Source organism: Metabacillus dongyingensis, assembly GCF_019933155.2.
Classification (GTDB): domain Bacteria; phylum Bacillota; class Bacilli; order Bacillales; family Bacillaceae; genus Bacillus_P; species Bacillus_P dongyingensis.
In genome coordinates this window covers 3,203,302-3,229,933 of record NZ_CP082944.1, presented here as the reverse complement: position 1 = coordinate 3,229,933, position 26,632 = coordinate 3,203,302, and the positions used below count along the sequence as shown (strand labels likewise).

The window sequence follows — 26,632 nt, the reverse complement described above, 5'->3', positions numbered from 1 at the left end:
TCCTAAGTTAGATGTATAGGAATTAAGTCATATGTTCAGTGGATTAATAAGAAAAAATGAGGGTAGAAGGATCATAATGAAGCATGTATACTTATGAAAGATTTTGTCAAAATTAGGCGGTTTAGGACATGCCAGCAGAGGAGGCAACCTCAATGCAATGTCATTATTGCGGAGAAAGAGAGATTGAAAAATTCTCAAACTATTGTCCGCATTGCGGAAATAAATTATTCCTGAATGACAGGGACCGGAAACTCTATCGGTTATCCAAACGTTCTTTATACATACTTCCTGCTGCGAGCTTTGTTTTGGTTTCAAGTCTATTATTTGCTGTATACGAGCATGAAGCAGCAAAAAATGAAGAAGTAGTTAAGCTTCAAAAAAAAGCAGAGCAATCAGCTTTAGCAGGAGAATACAATAAAGCACTTCAATATGCTGAAAAGGGCATCCATTTAAGAAGTGGATATGATGTGCTAAAACAGGAAAAAGAGCTGATTATGCTCATTCAGGAATATAATCAGGATCTAGAACAAATTAAAGAACATATTCAAAAAAGCAACTATAATCAAGCCTCAACAGAGATAGATTTATTAACCAGAATTATCAGCGGACATACATCTCCCCTTTACAGCCGTCTGCAGTCTGAACTCAGCAAAGCAGACATGAATGTGACAGTCGGAGAAATCAAAGAACAAATAAATGAACTGAATTCCATTGATCAGTTAGCTGAAAAGCTTAAAGAGGTCACTGTGCTTGATGCAGCTGAAGCAGACATAGTGAAAGAACAAATCAAATCTAAAATGGTGATGATTGGTTCATTGAATGCTGAAGAGGATTTAACTCAAAAGCAATTCAACTCAGCCATTTTGATAGTGGATAAAGCATTGCAATATGATGGTGACAATGAAAAGCTACTGTCTTTAAAAGATAAGATCCTTTCTGAGAAAACGGCATTCGAACAGGCTGAACAAAAAAGGATAGAGAGAGCTGTTACAGCTGCAAAAGAAGAAAAACGCTTAAAAGATGAAGCTGTTAAGGTGTTAGAAACAAAAGTGACAGTAGATGAATTCGGAGATGCAAAGACCTCAGGAAAAATTAAAAACACTTCTAAATCTGCCATTCACTCTATAACCGTCCAATTCACGGTTTCAGACAAAGATGGAAAAGAGATTGAAAGAGGCAAAACAAACGTCTATCCGAATGAATTGAAACCGGGAAAAGAGGCAGCCTTTGAACACATCACGTATGGCGTAAATGACGAAGTTGTCTTCACTATTGAAAATATCATATGGTACCAAGACTAATTCCTGTTTTACCGATGGGCATTTGTAATACGTGACGTCGATGGGCCGCTTCAGTCGGTCCATTTAGCAATCAGCTTTGTGCCGAATTTATTAAAGGATAAGAAAGGCAGGAATATGAAAAAATACTGGGTGATAAGCATCACATTGTCTATTTTAATTATTTCAGCAGGTGTTTTTGGCTATTTCCGCATTCAGCATTCTGCAGCAGAAAATGTATTCGCCGAGTCAGAAATCCTCCTTGAAAAGAATGAAAAGCAGAAGGAGACGGAACTTGAATTAAAAGAAATTATCAGGGAAGCCCAAAAGAAGGTTGTAATGGTGGAGCTTGCAGATGGAACAGTTGGTTCAGGGTTTCTTTATAATAAAAAGGGAGACATTATCACAAACGCGCATGTCGTCGCAGGTGTTGAAGATGTTAAAGTCAGAACCACCGATGCGAAAGGATTTGACGGGAAAGTGATTGGAATCAGCACTGAAACAGATGTGGCGTTAGTGAGAGTAGAAGCATTAAAGAATCAGGAGCCGGTGCGGATATCAAAGCATCATGATGCAGAGCTGGGAGAGGAAATATTAGCGCTTGGAAGTCCGCTTGGATTGCAAAATACTGTTACTACAGGAATCATCAGCGGAACAAACAGAGATTTTGATCTGCCTCCCTACAAGTATTCGGGAGTTCATCAGATTTCTGCACCCATAGCACCTGGAAACAGCGGGGGACCCCTTTTGGATCGGAAAGATGGACAAGTCATCGGAATGAATTCCGCCAGAATGGAAGAAGGAGAAATCGGATTCAGCATACCTATTGAAGATATACTTCCACTAGCAGAAAGCTGGTCACAAAACCCGATGAAATCTCTTCCAACAGATCTGGGTCTTGACGTTTCAGAGGAAATAAGTGAAAATAAAAAGTTAGAAACAGCTGATTATTTAATCAGCTACTACATAGAAAGTGTTAACTTCCATGACTATGTTACGGCCTATTCATTATTAGGGAGCAGTTTGCAGTCTGAATTGTCATATGAAGCCTTTAGAAAGCAGTTTAACAATTTGTTGTCCATCAAAATTCAACATCTCAATACAGTAAAAAAAGGTGAAAAGATTCAAGTAGATGCAGACATAATCGCTGAGATTAAACAAAACGGCAAAAAAACTGAGCAGAAATATAAAGCTTCTTATATAGTGGCATATGAAAATGAACAGGCAAGAATAATTGAAGAAAAGAAAAAGTGAAGGGGTGATGTGAATGAAAGATATATTTATGTTATTTAGTGTGGCGGGCTTATTCATTTCCATGTATTTTGGAGGAATTGCTTATTTTGCCTATGTAGAGGAAAAAACAGATGAGGTGTTTATGAATGTCTCATATTGTGCAATTTTCCTGAGTGCAGCGGTTTATTCTCTTCATTTAAAAGATGAAAAGAAAAGACAGAAAAACAATTAATCCATTACAAAGAGGAGGCGGTATGCCTCCTTTTTGTCTATCTGACTATTATTTGCCTTCTTCAGTTTCTTCTTCAGGAGCTTCTTCAGTTCCTTCTTCAGGAGCTTCTTCAGTAGTTTCTTCTTCAGTGCCCTCTTCAGTAGTAGTTTCTTCTTCTGTACCTTCTGTTTCTTCCGTGCTGTCTTCTTCAGGTGCGTCCGTTTCTGTGTCGTTACAAGCAGTCATTAATGAGATCGCCAATAAAGAAGCCCCAACTTTTAATAGCATATCTTTCTTCATTTTCTTTTTCCTCCCTTGTAACCTATCTGAATGAGATTTTTTAACCTGCATGTCTGCTGGTCAAACTCATCATAATCGATTTTTGGAGGGAAAATGTCATTTTTACGAAAACTGAACATGCTTTTTACATTCGCTTATTAATTTTACAATTTGTTAAAATTTGTTTTTTTATCCAATAGTTACGATTACTTCTAGCTGTGGTGTGCCATTTGCAAAGCCAACAGCAAAAATCGTATAGGCTGTATCTGCCTTAAATTGAACTTTAGGGACAGTCAGGACGACATTATCCGTTTCGGCGATGCGAATTTCCAAATCTACTCTTCCTGGAGCCACTTTAATGTTTTTGGTAGCCTCGAGAAATGGAACATTTTTAAAGAGGATGTCACCATTTTTAACGGCAATGTCAACTGCAGGAGCATCAGGAGATAAGTGGACAAACTTAACACTTGCTTCGCCTGCCGGCACGAACGTTCTATCAACAAATGGAATCAGCCTGAGTGCGGATAGATTTCCTGCTGCCGCAATCGTGTAAGTAATTCCCGGCAGCAGCATATACATATCTGTCAGAACAGGACGGTTGGTTGTTCCGGCAGCATAAAGATCTACCCTGTACTGTCCTGCAGGAAATTGGAGATAGTCACTGATTTCTTTGTATTTTACATTTTGCAGAGTCAGTTTCCCGTTAATGTAAATATCTACAGCCGGGGCGTCTGGCGATGCATGAATCACTCTTACTCTTGACATTCCGGGCTCCAATTGAGCCTGCGGAAAACGTGCAGCCTGATATTGCATGCTATAAATCCATTTTTGCATCTCATTTAAATGTTTTTGATAATACATGACATGCTTCTGAGGATCGCTGTACTTGTAAAATTGGGCAAGCATGTCATACATTATAGCTTTTTCGGAATATTTATTTTTCTCATTCATATAAGCGCACTCCCATCTATTCATTCGTCATTAACATATGAGGGGAGATAGGTGTTTGTCACTATTTTTTTTTTATTCCACTAAACCATGTTTCAGTTGGCAGCAAGGAGGGTAGCTTACTCTTGAGGTCTAAATCTGGAGGAATTTAAAATGGAGCATTATGATCAAAACGTTGGAGAAGTCACACTGTCTTACTCAGACGATGGAGCCGGACATTGTATTATTCTGCTGCACGGGTTTTGCGGCAGCCGCGAATACTTTAATAAAATCATTCCAGAACTGTCAAAAAAGCATCGCGTTATTGCTGTTGACTTAAGAGGGCATGGCCATTCAAGCACAGCTAAGGGTGATTACAGGATTGAACAAATGGCGGACGATATTGCTAAATTGATTCAAGTTCTCGAAATTGACAAAGTAACCATGATCGGCCACTCTCTGGGAGGATATGTTACACTTGCATTTGCAAACCGGTTCTCAGATATGCTTCACTCATTTTCACTTCTGCATTCAACAGCACTTCCTGATGATGAAGGCGGAAAAGCTAATCGTGAAAAGGGAATGAAACGGATTAAGGAAGAGGGAATAGAAGGATTTGTTGAAGACTTAATTCCAAAGCTTTTTGCTCCAGGAAATTTGGAAAGATTAAAGGGTGAAGTGGAGTCAGCAAAACAAATCGGTTTTAAAACCTCTCAGTACGGGGCTATAGGTGCATTAGAGGCTATGAAAAACCGTGCTGATCTTCAGGAGGTGCTGAAAAAAGAAGAACTGCCCATTCTGTTAATAGCAGGCAGAGAAGATCAAATCATTCCTGCAGAAAAAACGTTTTTACATAAGGGAAATCATATAACTGAACGCCTGCTTGAACACAGCGGGCATATGGGAATGCTTGAGGAGCCTGAAAAATTAACGGAAATCATCTTTGAATTCCTTGAAAAAAACGGCAAAATATAGATGGAAATGGTTACTGAATTGATGTTTAATTTAGTAACCATTTTTTATTGTTGTTTTAATGACTTGATGCTCAAATGGGGTTGGACTGTTTAATGGATTAGCCGTAAGACAGATTTGGGTAATTGCTGGACTTTATGAGTATCAAAACCATTTAGTAATCCAGTTTTTAAGAATCATCTGCTTTGTATGAGTCCTAAAACCCGGGAGAACGCCTGATTGAGGACTCAACCGCGCTGTATGAGTTCTCAAAAACTCAAGTGTAGTCCAGTTAGAGTACTCAATCGCGATGTATGAGTTCTTAAAATCGGGAATTAGTTTAGTTAGAGTACACAACGGAGCACTATGAGTTCTCAAAATCACGATGTAGTTCAGTTATAGTACTCAACCGCGCTCTATGAGTTCTCAAAATCCCGAATTAGTCCAGTTAGGGTACTCAATCGCGCTCTATGAGTTTTCAAAAACTCGAGTGTAGGCCAGTTAGAGTACTCAAACGCGCTGAATGAGTTCTCAAAATCCCGAATTAGTCCAGTTAGAGTACTCAATCGCGCTGTATGAGTTCTCAAAATCCCGAATTAGTTTAAGTTAGAGTACTCAATCGCGCACTATGAGTTCTCAAAATTCCGATGTAGTTCAGTTAGAGTACTCAACCATGCTCTATGAGTTCTCAACATCCGGGAGTAATCCAGTTAGAGTACTCAATCGCACTCTATGAGTTCTCAAAATCCCGAATTAGTTCAGTAAGAGTACTCAATCGCGATCTATAAGTTCTCAAAATCCGGAATTAGTCCAGTTAGAGTACTCAATCGCGCTCTATGAGTTTTCAAAAACTCGAGTGTAGTCTAGTTAGAGTACTCAATCGCGCTGTATGAGTTCTCAAAATCCCGAAATAGTCCAGTTAGGGTACTCAATCGCGCTGTATGAGTTCTCAAAATCCCGAATTACCTCAGTTAGAGTACTCAATCGTGCACTATGAGTTCTCAAAACTCCGAATTAATTCAACAAGAATACTCAAACGCGCTGTATGAGTCCCCAAAACCCAGGAGTTGTCCAGTTTGAAGACTCAATCTGCCTCTATGATTGCAGGTGTTATTATTTTTTCTAAAGAAAAAAATAATAACACAAAAAAACGCCTAGAAAGAATCACTAAGCGTTTTCTAATGTTTAATTAAATGGATTTTCTCCATCCAAATGAATCTAAGCGTTTTAATTTTGATTCAATTGGGCAAGCTTCACAAACGTAAGTTCATCCTCAATCAATCCGCACACGCCGCATTGAACTTTGTAATGCGGGCCTTTATAGGCAATATGGAAAGGATCGAGTGCTTCTTGAGAAAATTCCTGAACAACGCTTCCGGTTTGAGGATCAAGCTTAACGGACTTTGGTGTCTGTTCAATTAAGTTAAACCTTGTTCGATTCGTTTTGCAGTTCGGACACAGATAAGGTGCAGTCATATTGAAACCTCCTCTTGTTATAGGGGTATTTTTTCCATAACAAGTGAAGATTATGTATTTGCCTGAGATTACTGAACTCTATTTGGTGCGGTCGAGTTTTCCGAAAAGCTGAATCAGCTGGAAAAGCTCTTCATCTGTATAGCATTCAAAGCGCTTTGAAAAAAATTCGGTTTTCTTATTTTCAAATTCTGCTAATACAAGATGTCCATTTTCAGTGAGTTCAATCACGGTGATGCGGCGATCGTTTGGAGACCTTTTTCTTGTAATCAGCTCTTTGGCAATCAGAGAATCCGTTACGGTTGTAATATGGCTTGCCGAAACATCCAGCTCTTTAGCCAATACGCTTGAATTTAACGGTCCGTTATCTTTTAAGCTCTTCAGAACAATAAATTCGTTTCGCGACAATACGTTGCTGAGCACATGGTTAATTTCATTTCTGAGCTGCCGAACGATATTCCTCATTAAGGATTCCATTTCATACATCATTTGTTCACGATTTTCCACTTCCAGACCTCCCGGGCAGAACAATAGAGAACGGCATCGTTCATCTACATAAATATTCATTAAATGTAATGAAACAAACATAGATTGTCAAGAAGAACGGAGGAAGAGAGCAGAATTCTGGGATTTAAAACTGGAAATGATATAATTGGAACATAGATTCACTCGAAAAGGAGGAAATAAGATGACTGAGAAAAAAACAGAGCTTGCCACATTTGCTGGTGGCTGCTTCTGGTGCATGGTTCAGCCGTTTGATGAACTGCCTGGCATTATCAGCGTAACTTCAGGCTATACTGGCGGACATAAAGAAAATCCAACATATGAAGAAGTCTGCAGCGAGACAACCGGTCATTATGAGGCCGTGCAAATTGCATTCAATCCTGATATTTTTCCGTACGAGAGATTGCTTGAACTATACTGGCAGCAAATTGATCCTACGGATGCAGGAGGTCAATTTTTTGACCGAGGAGATTCTTACCGCACAGCTATCTTCTTCCATAATGAAAAGCAGCAGCAGCTTGCGGAAGAATCAAAGAAGCAGCTTGAAGAAAGCAGACGCTTTAAAAAGCCGATTGTTACAGAGATTTTGCCGGCCAAACCGTTTTACGAGGCAGAAGACTACCACCAGCAATACTATCAAAAAAGTCCTGTAAGATATAATCAGTACCGCAAAGCCACAGGCCGCGATGCATATATAAAAAACCATTGGGACAAAAGCAATCTGAAAGAAAAACTAACGCCTATTCAGTATGAAGTCACTCAAAACAATGGCACGGAGCGTCCATTTCAAAATGAGTATTACGATCTAGAACAAGACGGTATTTACGTGGATATCGTTTCAGGTAAACCGCTTTTCAGTTCAACAGATAAATACGATGCAGGCTGCGGCTGGCCAAGCTTCACCCAGCCAATTACAGAACATGAAGTTGTAGAGAAAAAAGATCTTTCTCATTTCATGATCCGAACGGAAGTTAGAAGTAAATCTGCGGATTCACATCTCGGTCATGTATTTAACGACGGACCAGGTCCAAACGGTCTCAGATACTGCATTAACTCAGCAGCACTCCGATTTGTTCCTAAAGAAGAACTTGAAAAAGAGGGATACGGAAAATATTTGGTGCTTTTTCAATAGAACAGAAAAGCAAGAGGACAGCCTTCAGGCTGTCCTTTTTTTTGGAGGCGCAATTTATTATCTGAAAATCATTCTAATGTCTTCGATAATAAATTGCGGAAAATCGATAATAAAAGTGAGCATTGGGATAATATATGTCCCATTTTCGAAAATAAAACTGAAATAGAGCCAGCTGTTCAAATAGTTATCCCTGAAAATACCTTCCTGCCATATCTGTTTTTCAGCAAAAGTTTTTCCGTCCAGGACAACATCGATTGCCGGGCATCTGGAGAAGGGTGTGCATTTCTGATCATTGTATTATTCTCAGTTGCATAAACTCCTGTACCCAAATCCAAAAGGAAAACCATTGCTGCCATCAATGGATAAACAATAGTTGTACAAAATGTATGCATATTTGATGTACTGGATGTACTAAAAGAATTTTTATCTGAAATATCAACCTTTTCTGATAGAATCTTAGGAATTTGATATAATCTTATAAACAAATGCAAGAGGAGAGGATCTCGCTATGACAATTAAAGGGTTTGAACATGTTGGAATACAAGTAGCGGATATAGAGAAATCAATTGAGTTTTATCAATCTGTCGCAGGGTTAGAACTGATGGATCGATTTTTACATACTGACGGGAATATGAAACTTGCTTTTTTAGGTATAAATAATTCCATAATCGTCGAATTGATAGAAGGGTACAATTCAACTCTTCCTGCAGAAGGAAAAGTGCATCATGTTGCTTTTAAGGTAAGCAATATCGAATCCGAAGAGGAAAGACTGCGCGGCCTTGGTGCCGAATTTATTTATGACGAAATCACTGCTTTGCCAAACGGAGCGAAATATCTCTTTTTTAAAGGACCAGATGGTGAGTGGATTGAGTATTTCGAACCGATGAATGGTTAGGATGATGAATTTTTCCAAAGAGCTGGATACAGCGGAAGAAGAGTATCTGCATTTATTTTGCCGCGTGAAAGAAACAGCGCTTTATAAAGCATTCAAGGATGATGCGCTAAAAGGAATGTACAGTCATCATTTTGCTAAAATGACGACTCCTTATCACCCCATCCTATTAAGAGAAGTGCTCTCGTCATCCAGGCAGGCATTAAATCGCAGTTTCATCCACGTAAAGCTTCCTCTTAATGCAAGAGTAGATAAAAAAATGCTGTCCTATTTAACATCTGAAGACTACTTTTGTGATCTTGACTTGTATTATTATCATGATTTAAAACATCTGGATACCTGCACCAAAGTCATAACAAAGCTAGGTGAAGGTGATGCCCTACATGATGCATGTCATGCCATGGAGCTTTATGATGCCAGACATATTAGCGCTTCATTCGCAAAAAATAAAATGAAGCGGAAAAAACCTTTTTATCTTTCAAAAGAAATACGTCTTTACGTTTGTTATGAAAATGGAGTGCCGGTTGGCAGCGCGGAGCTTTACATTTCCCCTGTCACAAACATTGTGAAAATTGAAGAGGTAGCGATATTGGATGAATATCAGCGCAGGGGATATGGCTCATCTTTTATGAAATGTCTTTTAAATGAGTCCAAGCGACTCGGAGCAGCATGTGCTTACCTTATAACGGTCAATGAAGCAGCATCCAGAGCTTTTTATGAAAAGCTTGGATTCGTAAAAGTGTTAGAACAGGAGAATATTTTTAAAAATTTGCTTTAAAGGTTATTTTTTCTTTTTTCAGGAAATAGGCGAATGCACATACGGGACAACCACCTATCTCATAAAGTAACACTGTAAAGAAAATCAAAAATGAAGAGGTGTTTGTTTATGTACGGTTATGACTGCGGATGCTCTTATCCTTCTTACCCTGTTCAATGCGGCGGGTATGGAAGCAGCTTTGTCTTGATTGTTGTCTTGTTTATTTTGTTAATTATTGTTGGTTCAGCTTATATTTGCTAGTTGAAAACGGAAAGCCTCTCATAAGAGGCTTTTTTCTTTATGGAAAAAAGGTGCAGGATGAAATGCTGATCTCGCATTGGTATAATAGAAGTGCAAAATTATAAAATGAAGTGAATAAATATAGGGATTAATTCCCCATTTTGTGTTTCAATAGGAAAAATTTGAAATAAAATTGCTATTCACTTGTCGAACTGTTATGATGAAGGAGAATTATTTTTGTTCGCAGTACAAGTTTCAAAAAGCATACGTCTTGATTGAACTGAACATGAACAAGAATAGTAATACATTGTGTGTTTACACACTAGGAGGCAACATAACATGGAACAAGGTAAAGTAAAATGGTTTAACTCAGAAAAAGGTTTTGGATTCATCGAAGTTGAAGGTGGAGAAGACGTATTCGTTCATTTCTCAGCTATTCAAGGAGAAGGCTACAAAACATTAGAAGAAGGCCAATCAGTTACATTTGAAACTGAGCAAGGTCAACGTGGACTTCAAGCAACTAACGTTCGCAAAGCATAATCCATATAAAACGTCCGGGCAGCCCTTATTTCAGGGCTGTTTTTTTGTTTGCTTTTTGTTGTATTTGATCCTGGTTTGAATAAATGCTGAGCTGAAAAAATAAGTTTTTTCTATTTAGTCAGATTCAGGCGTTACCTAAGCGAAGGATGAAAATGCTGTAGACTTCAGGTTAAAAAGAAGGATTTCAGATGAAAGAAACGAACAAAGACTTTACATACAAAATTCCGGCTGAAAGAGTTGGAGAAACGTCTGTAAAAAAAACTGTAAAATCCGTAAGTTTGGCTGAATGCACAGATCAAAACAGGAGACAGATGTTCATTTAAAAAGTGATTAGAGAGGGGGAAATAGGTATATTCCAAACTCTCATCTTAAAATTTGAATACAGAAAATGCCATACAAATAACTGAATTGATGAAGGATAACTTGAGATAAAGTAAAAAAGTGCGCAGCAAATAAGCAGCGTACTTTTTTACTTTATTCCCCAATCCTTATGCCTAACCTTTAAAACAAGACTGAAATTTGATTGTCTATTTACCTCAATCCTTTATTCGTCAAAAAGATAATATGTGAACGCTGCGGCATGTGATAAGCCGGCTGCAAAGGAGAAAGATAAAATAGCATACCGGAATGAATGAGGTGGAAGAAGGAGCTGCATGCATCCCTTGAAAAAAATAATTCTTAGCGTCTATACGGGCTAATAAATCTGGAACCGAGCCTGCCTGGCAGGACTGAAAATGATAGACCAGCTTCTGGCTGGATCTCATTTTGCTGACTTTCAAGTATGAACTTCGGATCAAAACTGATGCGTGTGACTGGGTGAATGCTCGTTAGTTTAGTCATACGGTCTGCTGCTGGCGGTATTGGAACATGGTTTTACCTCGGAAGGTTAATACGATGAGGCTTTTTGAAAGATTTCCTTGAGAAGGAAATTGTAGAACGATGTCATATATGATCTAAAAGACCAACCAATAGTCGGTTTTAGTTGGAATCTATTAAATCCCCTAGCGTTCTTCTCGAAGAAGGCTATTTTCACCTGAGGATTCTCCTTCAATCATTCATATCTCTCTACTAGAGTGAATATATTTCAAGTGACTGCACAAAACCGTAGAAGGATTAATATTAGGGAAGGAGACCCTGCTCTTGATCGATACTATATTTATCAGTCATGCTCACCGTGATGAAGTATACGTGCGGGAATTGGTTAATTTGCTGACGATGCTCAAAGTCCCGAATATTGTATGCAGTTCGTATCCAGGCTATCACATACCAAATGACGAGGATATATATGAATATCTTCACAAAAAACTAAGCGGTAATTCATGGATCATTTATGTGCTGTCTGAACATTATTATAGAAGTCCTGCATGCTTGAACGAAATGGGCGCCTGCTGGATTTTGAATAAAAAATACACGGCTATATTAACGCCGGCTTTTGATTATAAGGAAATGAAAGGAGCCATAAATCCAAATCAGGTTTCGTTCAAGCTGAATGACTTGGACCGGCTGTATGAATTTCTTGAGAATGCGAGAGAAGTTTTTAAGCTTGATAAGCCTCCCGGTACATTTTTGGTGAAAATATGTGAGCAGGCGATTCGCAACGTGAATCAGCTTGCAGATGATGAAAAAAGAGACAGTAAATTGATCACCTGCAGTTTAGAGGGAATCCGGATCGATCCTAAAGACAGTCTTTGCCTTCAGATTAGGCTGCGTCTGAAGAACCCTGAGGAGCATGATATTCAGCTGGATGTATTGAAAATAGAGGTAGAAGATGAAAATGGGGCTTCTTTTAACTATACGCTCAACCCGGCAGATATTAAGTTGTACAGCCTGGAAAATAAAATTGTTTTTCTATCAGTAAAAATCGGAGATTCAAAATATGAACCTTATTTGCATCAAAATGAAAAAATAGATTTAAAATTCAGCAGGGATGTCTGGTAAGGTCTTGATTTGATTGGAGGTATGGCGATGAAAGTTGAACTAAGTCCTGAGCAGAAAAAAATAAGAAAGCTAATAGAAGAGAAACTGGATGTCATTGTGCATTTTCTTAATTTAACTAGAGAAGAACGGCAAAAACAATCTTACGAAAAGATTGAAAAAGTGTATGGAGAAATGGGGAAAGCAGCACACAAATTGCATATGACGCTCGATCCAAAACCGAAGCTTCAGCGTGAAACTCTCCGTCTGAGGGGATTGAAGCCTGAGCACCCGGAATTCTATCATCATATTCGCCCAGTTGAAGAGCTCTTGAATTATTTGGATGATACACATGCAAATGATGAGCCGGTTGATCAAACCCTTGGCGAAACTTTTTATCTGGATGTTTTCACTCGGAAATGGGGACATCATGACAGGTATACTTTGCTTCGCAACGAGGAAGGCTGGCTAATCAAGCACATGTCTCAAAGTGAACAGGGCGGACGGGATGCTGAACCAATACTAAGCTATGTTCTCCGTCATGATTATGTTTCTTATCCACGAAATTTAAGCTCGATTATGGAGGATATTTGGTACAGGGCAGCTGAGGAAGGCTTAACCCGTGAGGAAGTACAGGGCATGCTGAAAGAAGTGTCTGATTGGATTTCGATGACAGAACAGAATTATCCAAGCCATATTGCACTGAAAAAAAATAAGCAAAAAGGCTTTTTCTCATAATAAACATCTCTTTTTTTAGATGAGAAAAGGTTTTATAGGGGGAGTGAAACGTGGGGTATTATATAAGAGCAGAGGAAGATGTCAATTTATTTGTAGAGGACATTGGCCCAAAAGATGGCCGTGTCATCTTTTTTATTCATGGCTGGCCCGTTAATCATAAAATGTTTGAGTATCAGGTGAACCAGCTGCCGCGTCTTGGATTCAGGTGCATTGCAATGGACATTCGGGGTTTTGGGAAGTCAGACAGGCCGTGGACCGGCTATTCCTATGACAGACTCGCAGATGATGTTCTGGCAGTGATAGACTCCCTGAAGCTTAAAGAAATTACATTAGCCGGCTTTTCAATGGGCGGGGCGATTGCGATTCGCTATATGGCCCGTCATGCAGGACACCAAGTAGCTAAACTTGTCCTTTTTGGAGCAGCAGCACCTTCTTTCACAAAGCGGCCAGATTATCCTTATGGCATGTCCAAAACAGAGGTAAACAAATTGATAGACCAAACCTATAAGGACCGTCCGGAAATGCTATCTGGTTTTGGTCAAATCTTTTTTTCAAAGTATCTTACTGACAGCTTTAAAAACTGGTTCCAGGATCTTGGTCTTGAAGGTTCAGGCCATGGCACAGCTCTGACTGCTGTATCACTCCGGGATGAGGATCTTCGTTTGGATTTAGGAAAGATAAACGTACCCGCCGCTATTTTCCACGGAATGAAAGACCAGATATGCCCGTTTATTTTTGCGAAGCTTATGAATGAGGGGATAAAAGATTCAGAGATTATTCCCTTTAAGTACAGCGGACACGGTCTGTTTTATGATGAGCTTGAGAAATTCAATCGAGAGCTTGTAAGGTTTTTAGAATAGGAGCTGCATCATTTTGCACATTGATTCCTTCCTCTTTAATAAGTATCATAAGGTTAGAGTACATAAAGAGGGGGCACCATTTTTGAAACAGCACGTACTATTTTATTCAGTTGTTTTTTTGTTATGTTTTCTGCTCGGATTTATACAGGCTCCATTCTATGTGATTGCATTGCTGCTGATCATCTCGATGAGCTGGTATATGTATGTCCAAATCAGTCCGATTCTGTTTTCAAAGGATGTTCATAAATCTGAAAAATTCATCCTGAAGCATCAGAAAAACCCGATGTATCATTTTTATTATGCTATTGCCAATAACTTGGACGATGAGGCAGAAGCGGCACTGGCTAAATTTAATGCCAAATACAAAAACTCTCACCGGCAGGCACTAATGAATACAACATTTGCACTCTATCGAAACGATGTATCCGAAGCTAAAAAACATGCCGTTTCTATCAAACCGCCTGTTTACCGAACCTATTATGAGGCCTTAATCGCAGTTAAATCCAGACAATATGAAGGTGCGAAAAGACTGGCAGAGCAGCTGCCTAAAGGCTGGATGAAAGAAAGCATTCTTTCAGAAGTTTCTCATAAACAAGGAAACAAAACTTCTGCTAAAAAACATGCGGAAAATGCTTATGAACAAACAAGGGGCTTGCAGAGATACTTGATTTATAAGAATAACGAAACTTTTTTTGCATCTTAGTGCATCAATCATAGGATTGGTGTTTTTTTGTTTCATTTTAATGCTGAAAAGCATTTGTGGCAGCTATCAAACTCGCTGAAATCATGTTCCAACTATCTGAAATCTATTTAATGATCTCATTTCTTTTAGACCTAGCTATTGGAAATTGACTTTTAACTATCTGATTATTACCTTTTTTTCATCTGATACAATTCTAACAAACGATCCTTCTGCTGCTTTTTTTAAGATTTTTTTTCCTGTTGCTCTGACATTTTGTGATAGGACGGATGAATTTGAAAGGATGCCTTCATGCAGCACTTCTGGATCAATAATCCTTATTTTTGTTTTGCGATGTAAATCCCAGGAGCAGGGATCTTCTTTAACAATCACCCCTGGGTGAATTTTTCTAATGATAGACAGGATTTCTTGATCCTCAGAAGAGCGAAGAATATCCATTACCTCATCGTCTGTTCGAAGCAGATCGTCAAGGTTTATGACCTGTTTCATTAAGGAGGCCTTTAATGCTTTTACTAAAAGATCATAGCCATAGATATTTAATGGATGCATAAAAAAATCAATGACTTCTTTGTAATAGGTTTCTGTAAACCATTCTGCTGCTTCAATGTTATGAAGAATCATTTTTCCGTCTTTTACAGATAAATTCTCAAGAAACAGCCTAACCTCAAGTGGAGTGATTTGACCATATGCGCTCATGTCGCGAAGCGTATAATCTACACGGTCTGCACATAAGTTAGGAGCTGGCTGTTCAAGAATGGTCCATACTGAATCATCGAGGACGATTTCTTTATAATCATAGCCATATTTATTGAGAATATTTGGTATGTCAGATCCCTCAATAACAGTTTTAACTATTTTTTCGTGGTAATCTTCTTCATCATTTTCAATGACAAAATCAATAACATGTGAAAAAGCAGTGTGGGAAATATCGTGAAGCAGCCCGGCAATTTGTTCTTTTAAAGAACCGCCAAGTTTTTTTATTAATAGCATGACACCAATGGAATGTTCGTATCGGGTCACGTTCCAATTTGGATTTACCAGATAGCTTGCACCGCCCTGATGAATGCCTTTTAACCTTTGCAGCGGTTTACTTCTTATTATTTCTTCCAGAATGCCGTCTACTTTAAACTCTCCATAGATTCTGTCAGTAATAATCATCGTCTCAGCTCCTTTGCTTCTCTAATAGATTATCATAGAGGGCTGCTTCATTCCGAAAGAGTTTTTTAAAGAAGAGAGACATTTGAATTTTTCCGCAAAGATTTCCCGCCAAAATAGGAACACAAAAAAATCCGATGAATATTGTAAAATAATAGTTGAATTATAATGGAATGTATTGTAAACTCAAAAATAATTATTTGAAAAGTGATGAAAAGGACATGAGTCATTTAAACGGTTTTCAGAGAGGGAAGGATTGCTGAGAGCTTCCTAACGCAGAAAATGAACTTACCGCCTTGATACTGCACGGAGGAAATGCCGTGCCGCAGTTGCTGCGTTAAAGCACTGGAGCCATTCTTTTTTAGAATGGAAAGCTGGGTGGAACCACGGGTAAACGCACTCGTCCCTATTTTAGGGATGAGTGCGTTTTTTTAATTTCATAAAAGAAGTACAGATAAGGACATGAGTCATTTTGCCGGTTTACAGAGAGGGAAGGAAAGCTGAGAACTTCCTAATGCAGGAAAAATGAACTTACCGCCTTGGAACTGCATGGAGGAAATACCGTGCCGCAGACGCTGCGTTAAAGCACTGGAGCCATTCTTTTTTTAGAATGGAAAGCTGGGTGGAACCACGGGTAAACGCACTCGTCCCTATTTTAGGGATGAGTGCGTTTTTTTAATTTCATAAAAGAAGTACAGATAAGGACATGAGTCATTTTGCCGGTTTACAGAGAGGGAAGGAAAGCTGAGAACTTCCTAATGCGGAAAAATGAACTTACCGCCTTGGAACTGCACGGAGGAAATGCCGTGCCGCAGACGCTGCGTTATGGCGCTGGAGCCATTCTTTTTTTAGAATGGAAAGCTGGGTGGAACCACGGGTAAACGCACTCGTCCCTATTTTAGGGATGAGTGCGTTTTTTATATTATAAAAGGAGTGTTTAAACATGGAGAATAAAATTTTGTTGAAGGATTTGGCCAATTCCCATCAAGAAAATAAGAAAGTAATAGGAGGGAAGGTAAATGGAAAGGTCTTAAGTCTACATGACATTGTGGATGATATCTCAGAAGTTGAGCTTATTACAAGTGAATCTGATGAACGTCATATTTTCTTGAATCATACTTGTTCATATGTTCTTGCCCAGGCGGTAAAGAGATTGTATAAAGGGGCGATTTTGGGAAGCAGCTCTTATGAGGACAGCGGGTTTTACTATGAGTTTCAGCTGCCTCACAGCATCAGGGAAGAAGAACTGCCGATGATCGAACAGGAAATGCTGAAAATAATGAACGAACAGCAGGAACTTGAACAGCTGAAACTGCCATATGAAAAAGCCGAAGCTGTTCTTTCTAAACAAGGTGAGGCACTGAAACTTGAGCTTATCCATGAACAAAGGGAACGTAACCTAATTCCCATTAGTAAGCATGGAGAATTTATTGATTTATGCAGCGGGCCGCATTTGCCTTCATTAAAATTTATTAAAGCATTTAAGTTAAATGCTGTTTCCGGTTCCTACTGGAAGGGAGATAAAGAAAATATCGTCATGCAGAGGATTTCAGGAATTGCCTTTTCAAGTAAAAAAGAATTAGCACTCCATTTAAAAGAGCTTGAGGAACTAAAAAAGCGGGATCACCGCAAGATTGGAAAAGAAATGGAGCTGTTCATGTTTTCAGAAGAGGCTCCTGGTATGCCATTCTTTTTGCCAAACGGCCAATTAATGAGAAATGAGCTGCAGAATTTTCTTCGAGAGGTTCAAGGGGAAGCAGGCTATCGTGAGGTGCAGACTCCATTAATGATGAATGAAAAGCTGTGGAGGCAGTCAGGGCACTGGGATCATTATCATGAAAATATGTATTTTTCGGATGTGGATGAAGCGAAGTTTGCTTTAAAGCCTATGAATTGTCCGGGGCACATGATGATTTTTAAAAACCAGCTATATTCATATCGGGACCTTCCCGTCAGACTTGCAGAATTCGGGCAGGTTCACCGGCACGAATACAGCGGAGCGCTGAATGGGCTGCTCCGAGTCCGCACTTTCTGTCAGGATGATGCCCACTTGTTTGTCCGGCCAGATCAGATTGTAGATGAGATTAAAAGTGTGCTTCTACAGATAGACAAGGTGTATCGTACTTTCGGCTTTGATTATTCTGTTGAACTATCTACTAGGCCCCTGAACTCAATGGGTTCTGATAAGCTTTGGGAGAAGGCCGAACAATCACTGAAACAAGTGCTTGAAGATTTAAGCCTTCCTTATCAATTAAATGCAGGTGATGGAGCCTTTTACGGTCCGAAAATCGATTTTCATATAAAAGATGCAATGAAAAGAAGCCATCAGTGTGCAACAGTGCAGCTCGATTTTCAAATGCCTGAGAAATTTAATCTAAGCTACATCGATGAAAAAAATGAAAAGCAAAGGCCTGTTGTCATTCACAGGGCAATATCAGGCTCTCTAGACAGATTTCTTGGAATCTTGATGGAGCATTTTGCCGGCAGCTTCCCATTATGGCTTGCACCTGTTCAAGCTGCGATAGTCCCGGTGGCTGAAGTTCATCTTGACTCAGCCGAAAAGCTGAAAAATCAACTGGAACAATGCGGGCTTAGAGTATGCATAGACAGGAGCAGCGAAAAACTGAATTATAAAATTCGCAAGGCACAAAAAAGCAGAGTTCCCTATATGGCTGTAATTGGAGATCAGGAAATTGAAAAAAATGTTGTGAATGTAAGAGTACATGGCGGGAAGAGCTCAGAAGCAATGGACGTTGCACGGTTTAAAAACATGCTTTTAGAAAAAATAGCTAAGCGGGAGCTAGGGTAAAGAGTTTTATATCAGGTAAAAGGAAGAAGAACTAAAGGATCATCTTCTTTTCAGACTATTCTCTCATCTTTGGCGGATATTGTTTACCTTCCCATTTAAGTGGAACAGAGATAGTAAGGAGGAGTGAGAGAATGTCAAAAATAAGGTTGAAATGGATGCTGCCATTTTTTGCAATGGTGATGACAATCGGATGTTCAGACGGGACTATGGAGGATACTGAAAAAACAAACATGGAAGAAGCTGCAAAAACAGCTAATGAAGAGGTGAAATCTGGCGCAATTGCTGAAGTAAAGAATACGGAAAATAAAAATGTCGGCACGGTTGCGTTCACTGAGCATGACAATCAAATGATTATTGAAGCAAAAATGGAAGGGCTCGAACCTGGATATCACGGTTTCCACATTCATGAAAAGGGTGTTTGCGAGCCTGATGCAGAAGGAGGTCCATTTACAACAGCTGAAGGTCACTTTAATCCTGATGAAAGCACCCACTCTGAGCATGCCGGGGATATGCCTTCTTTATTTGTAAATGAAGACGGCAAAGCAGAATTTTCAGCAGCATTTGACAGAGTAACTATGGATCAGTTAATGGAGCAGGAAAAAGCCATTATTGTTCATGCAAATCCGGATAACGCTGCAAATATTCCTGACCGGTATCAATCAGAAGGAAAACCTGGTCCAGATGAAGAAACGATGAAAACAGGTGATGCAGGTGACAGGCAGGCTTGCGGTGTTATAAAAAGTGTGGACGAAAGCTAAAGAGAACTTGATTGAATTTTTGATGAGAGCGATCACTAAGATTCGGCTCTCTTTTTTTATTATGAAATTTTTATGCAGAAGAAATCACAGTAAAATAAAAAAGTTTGGAGTGTAAAACTAATTCCTGTCATTCTGACTTATTTAATCGGTCTTCATCATTATTAAAAGAAGAAGAGAAATTATATATGTTATTGAAATCGATTTTGTACTTTAAAATAATGCTAATGCGTTCTAACTATTTATTTCAGCAAAAAAAGACACCAATATCATTGTCAATGGTGTCTTTTTCTTGATTAAGCATCTTCAAGCTTGGCGCTTGCCAGTCCAAGCAAAACCCCTAAAACAGCTCCGCCTACTACCTCTAAAGGCTGATGGCCAAGAACTTCTTTTAATTCTTCGGTTCGTTTAATATGTCCTAGACCAGGAAGCTGCTCCGAAATAACAGCCATTTCGCCGTCAATATCGTTTATCAGCTTGGCAATTTCGCCTGTGTGGCGTCTGATTCCCTGGGCATCATACATCACGATGATTCCAAAGATAACCGCAATCGCTGTTTCAATGGATGTTGTTCCATTTTTAGCGGCAACGTAAGAAGAAAGTGCTGCAACGCCTGCTGAATGCGAGCTTGGCATTCCGCCTGTAGTCATTACCTGTTTGATATCCCATTTTCCTGACAGCCTTTTATAAGTAAATACTTTAAGGCCTTGTGCGATTGCAATTGCACTGATAGCTGTAATGATCCCTCTGTTCATCTTCTTTTGCTTCTTCATTGTTTGGGTTTCACCTCATTATTAATAGTAAGTTCGCTGTATGTATTGCCAGTACACTGATGTAGCATAAATACCCCTCGCGGCTTATTCTAAACGTTATTATTTTCTAAATCGTGATAATTATTTAAGCTGAGGGTTGTAATAAAATTTTAAAACACGCAGTGTATAAAGGGCATGAAGGGAAAATAGGATTTGCTGAGAAATAATCAATAAGGTCAATTTTTGATCCAAGGATTTAAATGAAGGAGGTTACCAATGCAAGGGCAGCAATCTGCCATTGAAATTAGCATAGCCTGTACGCCGGTCGCTAGAAGGTGCCGGATATTTATACTGGACTGGAACAGATTGATCTCTAGCAGCTGCATGGCATGGGGCCGAAAGTAATAAGGCAGCTTAAGGAAGCATTGGATGCAAAAGGTTTTTCTTTTGCAGAATCAGATTCGGTCGATAAAAGATGAAGATCGGTTGAGAAGCTGTAACCAAATCAAAAAGCACACCGGAATCGGTGTGCTTCTACTTTTTCACAATTTTAGAGGGATTGTTGATTTTATAAGGGACTGATACATCTAGGAGAAATGCTTCGTCTTCGACATCTTTCCCTTTAGGAAGACTCTTCTTTACGATTTTTCCGTTAAAATCGAGGTCGTCTCCAGGAGACAATTCAAACTTTTTCAGTGTTTTGCTGTGTGAACACCAGGCAAGTCCGACTTCAATCGGTTCATCTCCATCAATCCGCAAATCTTCAATTACAACCACTTCATCATTTTCTTCATTAAAATGGTTCCAGCTAAGGGCAAATTGCTTCACTTTGCCTGTAAAATGAACTTTGTCATCAGGCAGAACAAGCTTGGCCGTTTTTTCTTTTTTCTCCTTAGCAGGCTTGGCAGGAGCTTTTGTCTCTACTGCAGGTTCCGCCGGTTTGACAGGAGCTTCAGCTTTAGGTTCCGCTTTTTCAGCTTCAGGCTCCTGTTTCAATTCTTTTCCGAAATTTGAGGACTGCATTTCTTTTAAATAAGCAGGGTGGATACAAGAAAGATTGCCGTCCTGAAATTCAATGATGATTGTATGATTAGAGGAGGTGTCACCAAATGTTTGATACCCTTTTATAGTCACAAGCCTCTGATGGGTTCGGTCTTTATACCAGTACTCTTTTTTTGCTCTCAGGCCCCATTCTTTCACTTTATCTTCGTAATGGGCTTCATCAGCAAAAAATTCATACTCTCCAGCCGGAGGAATATAATTCGTTAAGTTGGCATCTTCAATATGAGGCAAAATGACTGCCATGCTCTCACGTCCTTTCCCTTCTATTGTACAGGCTGGCTTAAAGGAAAAAAAGCGAATGGCATCATGTGGCTGAAATAAAAATAGAAAAAGAAATAGAGGGGTGGATGGATGCCCAGGATCAGAACATCTGAAGAGGAGTGGCAATAGGGTTCTATGGGTCTTGCAGGTTAGAGACCGCAATTTTATTCGTGAATTTTATGAGGAGTTTAAAGGGTAGTTTCAAAAATTGGAAAAAACTGCTCTGAAGGAATTGAACATATTCTCTGCAAATAGATTTTGGTTAATATTCACAATTAATAGACTTTTTGGCTGATCAAAATGGTATCATTGACATAGAAATAATACTTTAAGCAAGGTGATAAAATGGGGAATTGGAAAAATCCTTTTCTGCTTATTTCCGGGATCGGCATATCCTATTTGGGCAGCTGGATTTATTTAATTGCGATTAATCTCTTTGTTTTGAATCTGACAGGGTCTGCGGCTGCAGTCGCCGGTCTCTATATGATCCGGCCTCTTGCTGTTCTTGTAACAAATACTTGGTCAGGAAGTGTGATAGACCGAGTGAACAAGCGGAAATTAATGATTGCGGTGGATATCATTAGAGGGGTGTTCGTGTTTAGTATTCCTTTTTTATCCTCATTATGGGCAATTTATCTCATTGTCTTTTTCATTAATATCGCTGGGTCCTTTTTTGGACCAAGCTCTTCTGTATACATAACGAAACTGATTCCTTCTGATAAGAGAAAACGTTTTAACTCTATCATGAGTATGACAAGTTCAGGAGCATTTTTAACAGGTCCCGCCATTGCGGGGTTTCTGATCATGTATGCTGGAACAGATGTGTGCATTTTCATTAATGCGTTCACATTTATTGCATGTGCATTTTTCATTTTTCTGCTTCCAAATGTAGATGAAAAGCTTGAACAGGCAAGAGATCCAATCAAAGTTAAAACTTTAATTGCTGATTGGAACGCGGTTATTCAATTTGGAAAGGGTGCTGTATTTTTTATAACAGTCTATCTATTATTTCAAACAGCCATGCTCATCGGATTTGCCCTTGATTCTCAAGAGGCTACATTCATAAAACAGCATCTGAATCTCACAGACAAAGATTACGGACTCATCGTGAGTCTAACGGGTCTTGGTTCACTTGCAGGGGCGGGAGCTGCTGCACTAGCGGCAAATAAACTGAAGCTTAACTTTTATATTGGGGCAGGAATGTTGCTGACATCAGTCGGTTATTTGTTTTTTTACAGTTCATACAGCTTTTTAACGGCAACACTCTCATTTATCTTTTTAGGTTTCTTCATGGCTTTTGCCAACACAGGGTATGCGACTTTTTTTCAAAACAATGTGCCAGTTGAGATTATGGGACGCTTCGGAAGTGTTGCGGAGATGATCCAGGGGATTATTCAAATAGTTTTAACGCTGATTCTTGGATTAACAGCAGAATGGTTCACGCTTCAGCTTGTATGCCAGATTTTTTCAGCCATTAGTGTTTTGTTTGCTGCCATTCTTTTTATTACTGTGATAATCCCTTCTAAAAAACATTTCTTCAAAGAAACAACTGATATAATTTCAGGTTGAAATCATGAGTTCGATTTTTTGATCAAACGATGGCGATTCTTTTATAAAGGCGCCTTTTTCGCGAGGAAAGAAAGGTGATAAATATGAAACTCCGATATGTATCCTCAAAAGATTTCTATCTCATTTCTCCTTTGCTAGATGAGTGGTGGGGAGGAAGAAAGATGACATATATGCTTCCCAAGCTGTTTTTTGATCATTTTCAAGATACTAGTTTAATCATGGAGAAGAACGGAAAAATCATCGGCTTTTTAATTGGGTTTCTGTCTCAAACAAAGCAAAGAGAAGCATATATCCACTTTGTCGGCGTCCATCCGCTTTTTAGAAAAAACAAGGCAGGACAGCAGCTTTACAATGAGTTTTTCAAATTAGTCATGCAGCATGGATGCCAGACTGTGCGCTGTATCACATCTCCCGTAAATACAGGTTCTATCCAGTTTCACAAGAAGATGGGGTTTGAAATTGAAAATGGAGACAAGATCGTAAATGGTGTACATGTAACCGCAAATTACGACGGGGAAAACAAGGATCGTGTTCTGTTTGTTAAAAGATTAAGTTTGGAGGAGTAAGTATGATGAAGGGAATCATTCGCCCATTAGTTATTTGTCCTTTTCAAAAAAACAGCCGGATTTTAGTTGCTGAAGGTTTTGACGAAAGCAAGGGGGATTTTTTTTACCGGCCGATCGGCGGAGGTATAGAGTTTGGAGGAAGCAGTTCTGCTGCGCTCGGGAAGAGAAGTTGAAGAGGAAATCGGAGCCGTCATTTCCAATATTTCTTATATAGGAACAATGACGTTCACCAACAAAAAGGCGTTCAAATTGCGGTATCTAAAGAAGAATTACAATTCATGATCGAACAGGCAATAGAAAAGGAACGAGAAGTTATGTTCAAAGCATTTGAAGCCAAAATGAATGATGTTGTGGAAAAGAGAGATAGAATTTTAACCCAACAATTGAATCGATCATTGGAAGAAAGACGATTGGAAATTGCTGCTGCACAAGAATAAAAAGAAACAAAAAAGCCATGGTGGAACAAACTGTTTTCAAAATGAGGTATAGAGAAGCGTCAATTGCAAAATAAGTGATCTTCCGTATGTTTTTGAGAAGATTCATGAAAGTATGGGTGTATTAATGGATAAAAAAACATTATGGGGTTTAAGGGTTCAGGAATTTTATAGAAAAATGTTCAGGTACTATTCAATAATTGGTGCGAATGTTGTTTATTTTTTTCTGATCATTAGTAGTATCTTTATTTATTATTTTAATTTATTTCTTCAGTGGATACCCTCTCAAATATCTGTTGAAGTAATCTTATCACTATTTATAACCTTCATTTTAAAACAGACAAAAGTCCGTACTTTTGTTAAAAGGGCAGATAAAATCTTTTTGTTGCCATTAGAATGGGGATTAAAGCCGTATTTTATTAAATCACTTATATATAGTTTTGTTATTGATGTTATTAAATTGGTAAGTTTCATAACTGTTTTTTTATCCCTATTTTTGCACACAACTAATATAAATCTTCTCTTTCTTTTTTTTATAGTGGGGATTGCTGCTTATAACATTTTAATGAAGTGGACTGAACAATGGTTAAAGAACCATGTACAATTTGTGTTACATAGGCTAAATAGGTTTTTTTCAATATATTTAATGTGTTACTTTTTGTTTAATAATGACTGGATTTTTGAGCTTGTTTTAATGAGTATAAATTTCGTCTATTTAATTTATTTTATAGGAAAAAAAAGAAATCTGAATTGGCAGTGGCTAATAGTTGAAGAAGAAAGTGCATTATTAAGTAACTTTAAATTTATTAATATTTTCATGGATGTCCCTAATCTTAAACGTTCTTTTCGGAAAAGACGTTTACTTACTATGATTCTGAAAAGGTGTATCCCATATAGTCAAAGTAGTACATTCGTATATTTATACTCACACTTGTTTGTAAGATATAATGATTACTTTTATCTTTATTTAAGACTAACTGTAATTGGCATATTTGTTAATTATGCTATGCCAGCAAGTGGTTGGATCTTTAATCTCCTCATTTTATTTATGACTGGATTTCAAGTAATTCCTTTACAAAATGAAATGAAACAAAGTGTATTACTTTATCCTATTTCAAAATCTCAGATAAAAGATTCTTTCTTAAAGTTTGTCTTGGTCATACTATATGCACAATTTTTTATTCTATATTTCGCAATGTTCAGGCATACTTCTACTGCTAACTTATTAAATCTTGTAATTGGAAGTTTATTTGTTTATGTATTCGTATATTTCTTTGTATCAAAGAGAGTCAATGTCTCAGGAAGTGCCTTAAAAGAATAGCGTGGTAAAGATACTTTGGTTAACTAGGTTAACAGGGTTAACCACCTGTTATTAGCGAGAATTGAGCATATATTTATTTATAACGGCAGTCAGGGGCATGAAATCGTTCAGGTCTGTCATGCCGAATTTACTGACCCATCCTATTATGAGCTGGAATCATTTGAAGGAATAGAAGATAATGGCACAATTTTAAAGCTTTATTGGAAATCTTTAAGTGAGTTTCAGGATGGAAACCTGCGATTAGTTCCTGAAAACCTGCTGGAACTGCTGACACAGAACGGAGAAAACTTAACATGAAATACAAAGGTTCGGCTGCTTACGCTGAAGGGGATTTTTTAAGGAGAGGTAAGCGGAAAGCACATTTTAGATTTAGGCTGCTGAGATGCCGTTCTTGAAATCGAATTGGCGAAGCAGCTGTCTCGTCATAAAAACTTAAGCAGTTAATAAATGACTCCGTTATTGCACTGGGGTCATTTCTTTTTATTCTGATTGATTTTATTTGGCTTACGCTATTTTTGTATAGTTAATCTAAAATATTAATAAAAATAAAATTTGCAAAATTTAAATAACTCATTATATAATGACCTATATGATAGGTAGATAGCATATGAAGGGGAGGAGGAAGATGCCTCTAGTTAAAAAACAATTGGTACATGAATTAGCAGCAGAAGAAATTAAAAGGCTGATTCGAAGCAATAAATTTCAAAAGGGCGATAAACTGCCCTCCATGGCCGATCTCGCAGTGAAGTTTGGCGTCAGCCGGACGAGCATTAGAGAGGCACTTCGACAACTTGAGGCTCAACATTTCGTTGAAATTGTGAATGGAAAAGGGATCCTTGTAAAGGATGCAAATGCTCATCAGCTTCAAACCCGTATATTTATTGAAAGTGAGCTGACCTTTTTGCTTCAGTTATGTGAAGTAAGAAGGGGGCTTGAAGGGCAAGCAATAGAACTTGCTGCGAGCAGAGCAACAGAGGAACAGCTGGTCAGAATGGAAGCGAATCTTAAAATTTATGAAAGTGTAAAAATTTTAAGCGAAGATTCTGTTCAGGCAGATTTAGATTTTCACCAAACTCTTTATGAAGCTTCACACAATCCTGTCTTATTTAAGATGATTGCCACTGTATACGAATCGTTTAATGAATTTTGGAGAAAAAATGAAAATTCTAATTCCATTTTTGAAGAAACCTATCACTTTCATGAAGACATCTATTTTTACGTAAAAAATAAACAGCCAGAACTTGCCAGATTAGCATTAAACCAAATGATAGATGTCGTAGAATCAAGAGTAAAAGAATTATTTTAAAGGGGATAAAATAT

Annotated in this window: 30 protein-coding genes and 3 other annotated features; of the genes, 22 read left to right on the top strand and 8 right to left on the bottom strand. The window is 38.4% G+C overall.

Going from position 1 to position 26,632, the window contains the following annotated elements; genetic code table 11:
* Positions 1–152 precede the first annotated feature (152 nt).
* From K8L98_RS15775 to ypmT, 3 genes are all read left to right on the top strand, one after another.
* Entirely contained in the window at positions 153–1,301 is a 1,149-nt protein-coding gene (locus K8L98_RS15775) for an FxLYD domain-containing protein (protein WP_223436040.1), read from the top strand.
* Between the two features lie 114 nt (positions 1,302–1,415).
* Positions 1,416–2,531 (top strand): S1C family serine protease, encoded by a 1,116-nt coding sequence (locus K8L98_RS15770; protein WP_223436038.1) that lies wholly within the window; start codon positions 1,416–1,418, stop codon positions 2,529–2,531.
* A gap of 13 nt (positions 2,532–2,544) precedes the next feature.
* Complete coding sequence (gene ypmT, locus K8L98_RS15765; RefSeq protein ID WP_223436036.1) at positions 2,545–2,742, top strand: protein YpmT; 198 nt, start codon at positions 2,545–2,547, stop codon at positions 2,740–2,742.
* A 48-nt stretch (positions 2,743–2,790) separates the two neighbouring features.
* Here ypmT and K8L98_RS15760 read toward each other — a convergent pair whose 3' ends face one another.
* Positions 2,791–3,021, bottom strand: coding sequence for a hypothetical protein (locus K8L98_RS15760; RefSeq protein ID WP_223436033.1), 231 nt, complete (start codon positions 3,019–3,021; stop codon positions 2,791–2,793).
* Positions 3,022–3,189: 168 nt separating this feature from the next.
* The gene (locus tag K8L98_RS15755) at positions 3,190–3,951 is read right to left on the bottom strand and encodes a DUF4397 domain-containing protein (RefSeq protein WP_223436031.1); all 762 of its coding nucleotides are present in this window, start codon (positions 3,949–3,951) and stop codon (positions 3,190–3,192) included.
* Between the two features lie 150 nt (positions 3,952–4,101).
* On the opposite strand from K8L98_RS15755, the gene K8L98_RS15750 reads away from it, so the two are divergent.
* Positions 4,102–4,902, top strand: a complete 801-nt coding sequence (locus K8L98_RS15750) for an alpha/beta fold hydrolase (RefSeq protein WP_223436029.1) — start codon at positions 4,102–4,104, stop codon at positions 4,900–4,902.
* 1,203 nt (positions 4,903–6,105) lie between these two features.
* Here the strand turns inward: K8L98_RS15750 and K8L98_RS15745 are convergent.
* Positions 6,106–6,354 carry a DNA alkylation repair protein gene (locus K8L98_RS15745; RefSeq protein WP_223436028.1) on the bottom strand — a complete coding sequence of 83 codons (249 nt, stop codon included), beginning with the start codon at positions 6,352–6,354 and terminating at the stop codon, positions 6,106–6,108.
* Positions 6,355–6,432: 78 nt separating this feature from the next.
* The gene (locus K8L98_RS15740; RefSeq protein WP_223436027.1) at positions 6,433–6,858 is read right to left on the bottom strand and encodes a MarR family winged helix-turn-helix transcriptional regulator; all 426 of its coding nucleotides are present in this window, start codon (positions 6,856–6,858) and stop codon (positions 6,433–6,435) included.
* Between the two features lie 181 nt (positions 6,859–7,039).
* On the opposite strand from K8L98_RS15740, the gene msrB reads away from it, so the two are divergent.
* The 6 genes from msrB (at position 7,040) to K8L98_RS26590 (ending at position 10,739) form a co-directional block, all read left to right on the top strand.
* Complete coding sequence (gene msrB, locus K8L98_RS15735; RefSeq protein ID WP_223436025.1) at positions 7,040–7,987, top strand: peptide-methionine (R)-S-oxide reductase MsrB; 948 nt, start codon at positions 7,040–7,042, stop codon at positions 7,985–7,987.
* A gap of 508 nt (positions 7,988–8,495) precedes the next feature.
* The gene (locus tag K8L98_RS15730) at positions 8,496–8,882 is read left to right on the top strand and encodes a VOC family protein (protein WP_223436023.1); all 387 of its coding nucleotides are present in this window, start codon (positions 8,496–8,498) and stop codon (positions 8,880–8,882) included.
* A 4-nt stretch (positions 8,883–8,886) separates the two neighbouring features.
* A complete protein-coding gene (locus K8L98_RS15725) occupies positions 8,887–9,657 on the top strand; it encodes a GNAT family N-acetyltransferase (RefSeq protein WP_223436021.1) in 771 nt (256 codons plus the stop codon).
* Between the two features lie 108 nt (positions 9,658–9,765).
* Positions 9,766–9,897, top strand: coding sequence for a YjcZ family sporulation protein (locus K8L98_RS15720; protein WP_083328294.1), 132 nt, complete (start codon positions 9,766–9,768; stop codon positions 9,895–9,897).
* Between the two features lie 318 nt (positions 9,898–10,215).
* The gene (locus K8L98_RS15715; protein ID WP_070877768.1) at positions 10,216–10,416 is read left to right on the top strand and encodes a cold-shock protein; all 201 of its coding nucleotides are present in this window, start codon (positions 10,216–10,218) and stop codon (positions 10,414–10,416) included.
* Between the two features lie 188 nt (positions 10,417–10,604).
* The gene (locus K8L98_RS26590) at positions 10,605–10,739 is read left to right on the top strand and encodes a hypothetical protein (RefSeq protein WP_275976712.1); all 135 of its coding nucleotides are present in this window, start codon (positions 10,605–10,607) and stop codon (positions 10,737–10,739) included.
* Between the two features lie 355 nt (positions 10,740–11,094).
* Here the strand turns inward: K8L98_RS26590 and K8L98_RS15710 are convergent, their stop codons facing one another.
* The gene (locus tag K8L98_RS15710) at positions 11,095–11,256 is read right to left on the bottom strand and encodes a hypothetical protein (protein WP_223436018.1); all 162 of its coding nucleotides are present in this window, start codon (positions 11,254–11,256) and stop codon (positions 11,095–11,097) included.
* 300 nt (positions 11,257–11,556) lie between these two features.
* Here K8L98_RS15710 and K8L98_RS15705 point away from each other — a divergent pair, with 300 nt between their 5' ends.
* The 4 genes from K8L98_RS15705 (at position 11,557) to K8L98_RS15690 (ending at position 14,631) form a co-directional block, all read left to right on the top strand.
* Complete coding sequence (locus K8L98_RS15705) at positions 11,557–12,354, top strand: toll/interleukin-1 receptor domain-containing protein (protein ID WP_223436015.1); 798 nt, start codon at positions 11,557–11,559, stop codon at positions 12,352–12,354.
* Between the two features lie 27 nt (positions 12,355–12,381).
* Positions 12,382–13,068, top strand: a complete 687-nt coding sequence (locus tag K8L98_RS15700; protein WP_223436013.1) for a hypothetical protein — start codon at positions 12,382–12,384, stop codon at positions 13,066–13,068.
* Between the two features lie 50 nt (positions 13,069–13,118).
* A complete protein-coding gene (locus K8L98_RS15695) occupies positions 13,119–13,928 on the top strand; it encodes an alpha/beta fold hydrolase (protein ID WP_223436011.1) in 810 nt (269 codons plus the stop codon).
* An 82-nt stretch (positions 13,929–14,010) separates the two neighbouring features.
* Positions 14,011–14,631: a hypothetical protein gene (locus K8L98_RS15690; RefSeq protein WP_223436008.1), complete on the top strand. Its 621-nt coding sequence runs from the start codon at positions 14,011–14,013 to the stop codon at positions 14,629–14,631.
* A 156-nt stretch (positions 14,632–14,787) separates the two neighbouring features.
* Here the strand turns inward: K8L98_RS15690 and K8L98_RS15685 are convergent, their stop codons facing one another.
* The gene (locus K8L98_RS15685) at positions 14,788–15,786 is read right to left on the bottom strand and encodes an HD domain-containing protein (RefSeq protein ID WP_223436006.1); all 999 of its coding nucleotides are present in this window, start codon (positions 15,784–15,786) and stop codon (positions 14,788–14,790) included.
* 198 nt (positions 15,787–15,984) lie between these two features.
* Positions 15,985–16,194: a binding site (T-box leader), on the top strand.
* Positions 16,195–16,225: 31 nt separating this feature from the next.
* Positions 16,226–16,438 (top strand) — a binding site (T-box leader).
* Between the two features lie 31 nt (positions 16,439–16,469).
* Positions 16,470–16,681, top strand: a binding site (T-box leader).
* 45 nt (positions 16,682–16,726) lie between these two features.
* Here K8L98_RS15685 and thrS point away from each other — a divergent pair.
* On the top strand, positions 16,727–18,592 hold the full coding sequence (gene thrS / locus K8L98_RS15680) for a threonine--tRNA ligase (RefSeq protein ID WP_223436004.1): 1,866 nt from the start codon (positions 16,727–16,729) through the stop codon (positions 18,590–18,592).
* 131 nt (positions 18,593–18,723) lie between these two features.
* Positions 18,724–19,350: a superoxide dismutase family protein gene (locus K8L98_RS15675; protein ID WP_223436002.1), complete on the top strand. Its 627-nt coding sequence runs from the start codon at positions 18,724–18,726 to the stop codon at positions 19,348–19,350.
* Between the two features lie 293 nt (positions 19,351–19,643).
* Here K8L98_RS15675 and K8L98_RS15670 read toward each other — a convergent pair whose 3' ends face one another.
* Entirely contained in the window at positions 19,644–20,120 is a 477-nt protein-coding gene (locus tag K8L98_RS15670; RefSeq protein WP_223436001.1) for a divergent PAP2 family protein, read from the bottom strand.
* A 513-nt stretch (positions 20,121–20,633) separates the two neighbouring features.
* Complete coding sequence (locus K8L98_RS15665; RefSeq protein ID WP_223435999.1) at positions 20,634–21,404, bottom strand: hypothetical protein; 771 nt, start codon at positions 21,402–21,404, stop codon at positions 20,634–20,636.
* 363 nt (positions 21,405–21,767) lie between these two features.
* Between K8L98_RS15665 and K8L98_RS15660 the strand changes: the two genes are divergently transcribed.
* From K8L98_RS15660 to K8L98_RS15635, 6 genes are all read left to right on the top strand, one after another.
* Positions 21,768–22,991 carry an MFS transporter gene (locus K8L98_RS15660; RefSeq protein WP_223435997.1) on the top strand — a complete coding sequence of 408 codons (1,224 nt, stop codon included), beginning with the start codon at positions 21,768–21,770 and terminating at the stop codon, positions 22,989–22,991.
* A gap of 83 nt (positions 22,992–23,074) precedes the next feature.
* On the top strand, positions 23,075–23,557 hold the full coding sequence (locus K8L98_RS15655; RefSeq protein ID WP_223435995.1) for a GNAT family N-acetyltransferase: 483 nt from the start codon (positions 23,075–23,077) through the stop codon (positions 23,555–23,557).
* Positions 23,558–23,559: 2 nt separating this feature from the next.
* Positions 23,560–23,730 carry an NUDIX hydrolase gene (locus K8L98_RS15650; protein ID WP_223435993.1) on the top strand — a complete coding sequence of 57 codons (171 nt, stop codon included), beginning with the start codon at positions 23,560–23,562 and terminating at the stop codon, positions 23,728–23,730.
* Positions 23,731–23,835: 105 nt separating this feature from the next.
* Entirely contained in the window at positions 23,836–23,994 is a 159-nt protein-coding gene (locus K8L98_RS15645; RefSeq protein WP_223435991.1) for a hypothetical protein, read from the top strand.
* A gap of 124 nt (positions 23,995–24,118) precedes the next feature.
* Positions 24,119–25,312, top strand: a complete 1,194-nt coding sequence (locus tag K8L98_RS15640; protein ID WP_223435989.1) for an ABC transporter permease — start codon at positions 24,119–24,121, stop codon at positions 25,310–25,312.
* Between the two features lie 625 nt (positions 25,313–25,937).
* Positions 25,938–26,618, top strand: a complete 681-nt coding sequence (locus K8L98_RS15635; RefSeq protein ID WP_223435987.1) for a FadR/GntR family transcriptional regulator — start codon at positions 25,938–25,940, stop codon at positions 26,616–26,618.
* The last annotated feature ends 14 nt before the right edge of the window (positions 26,619–26,632 follow it).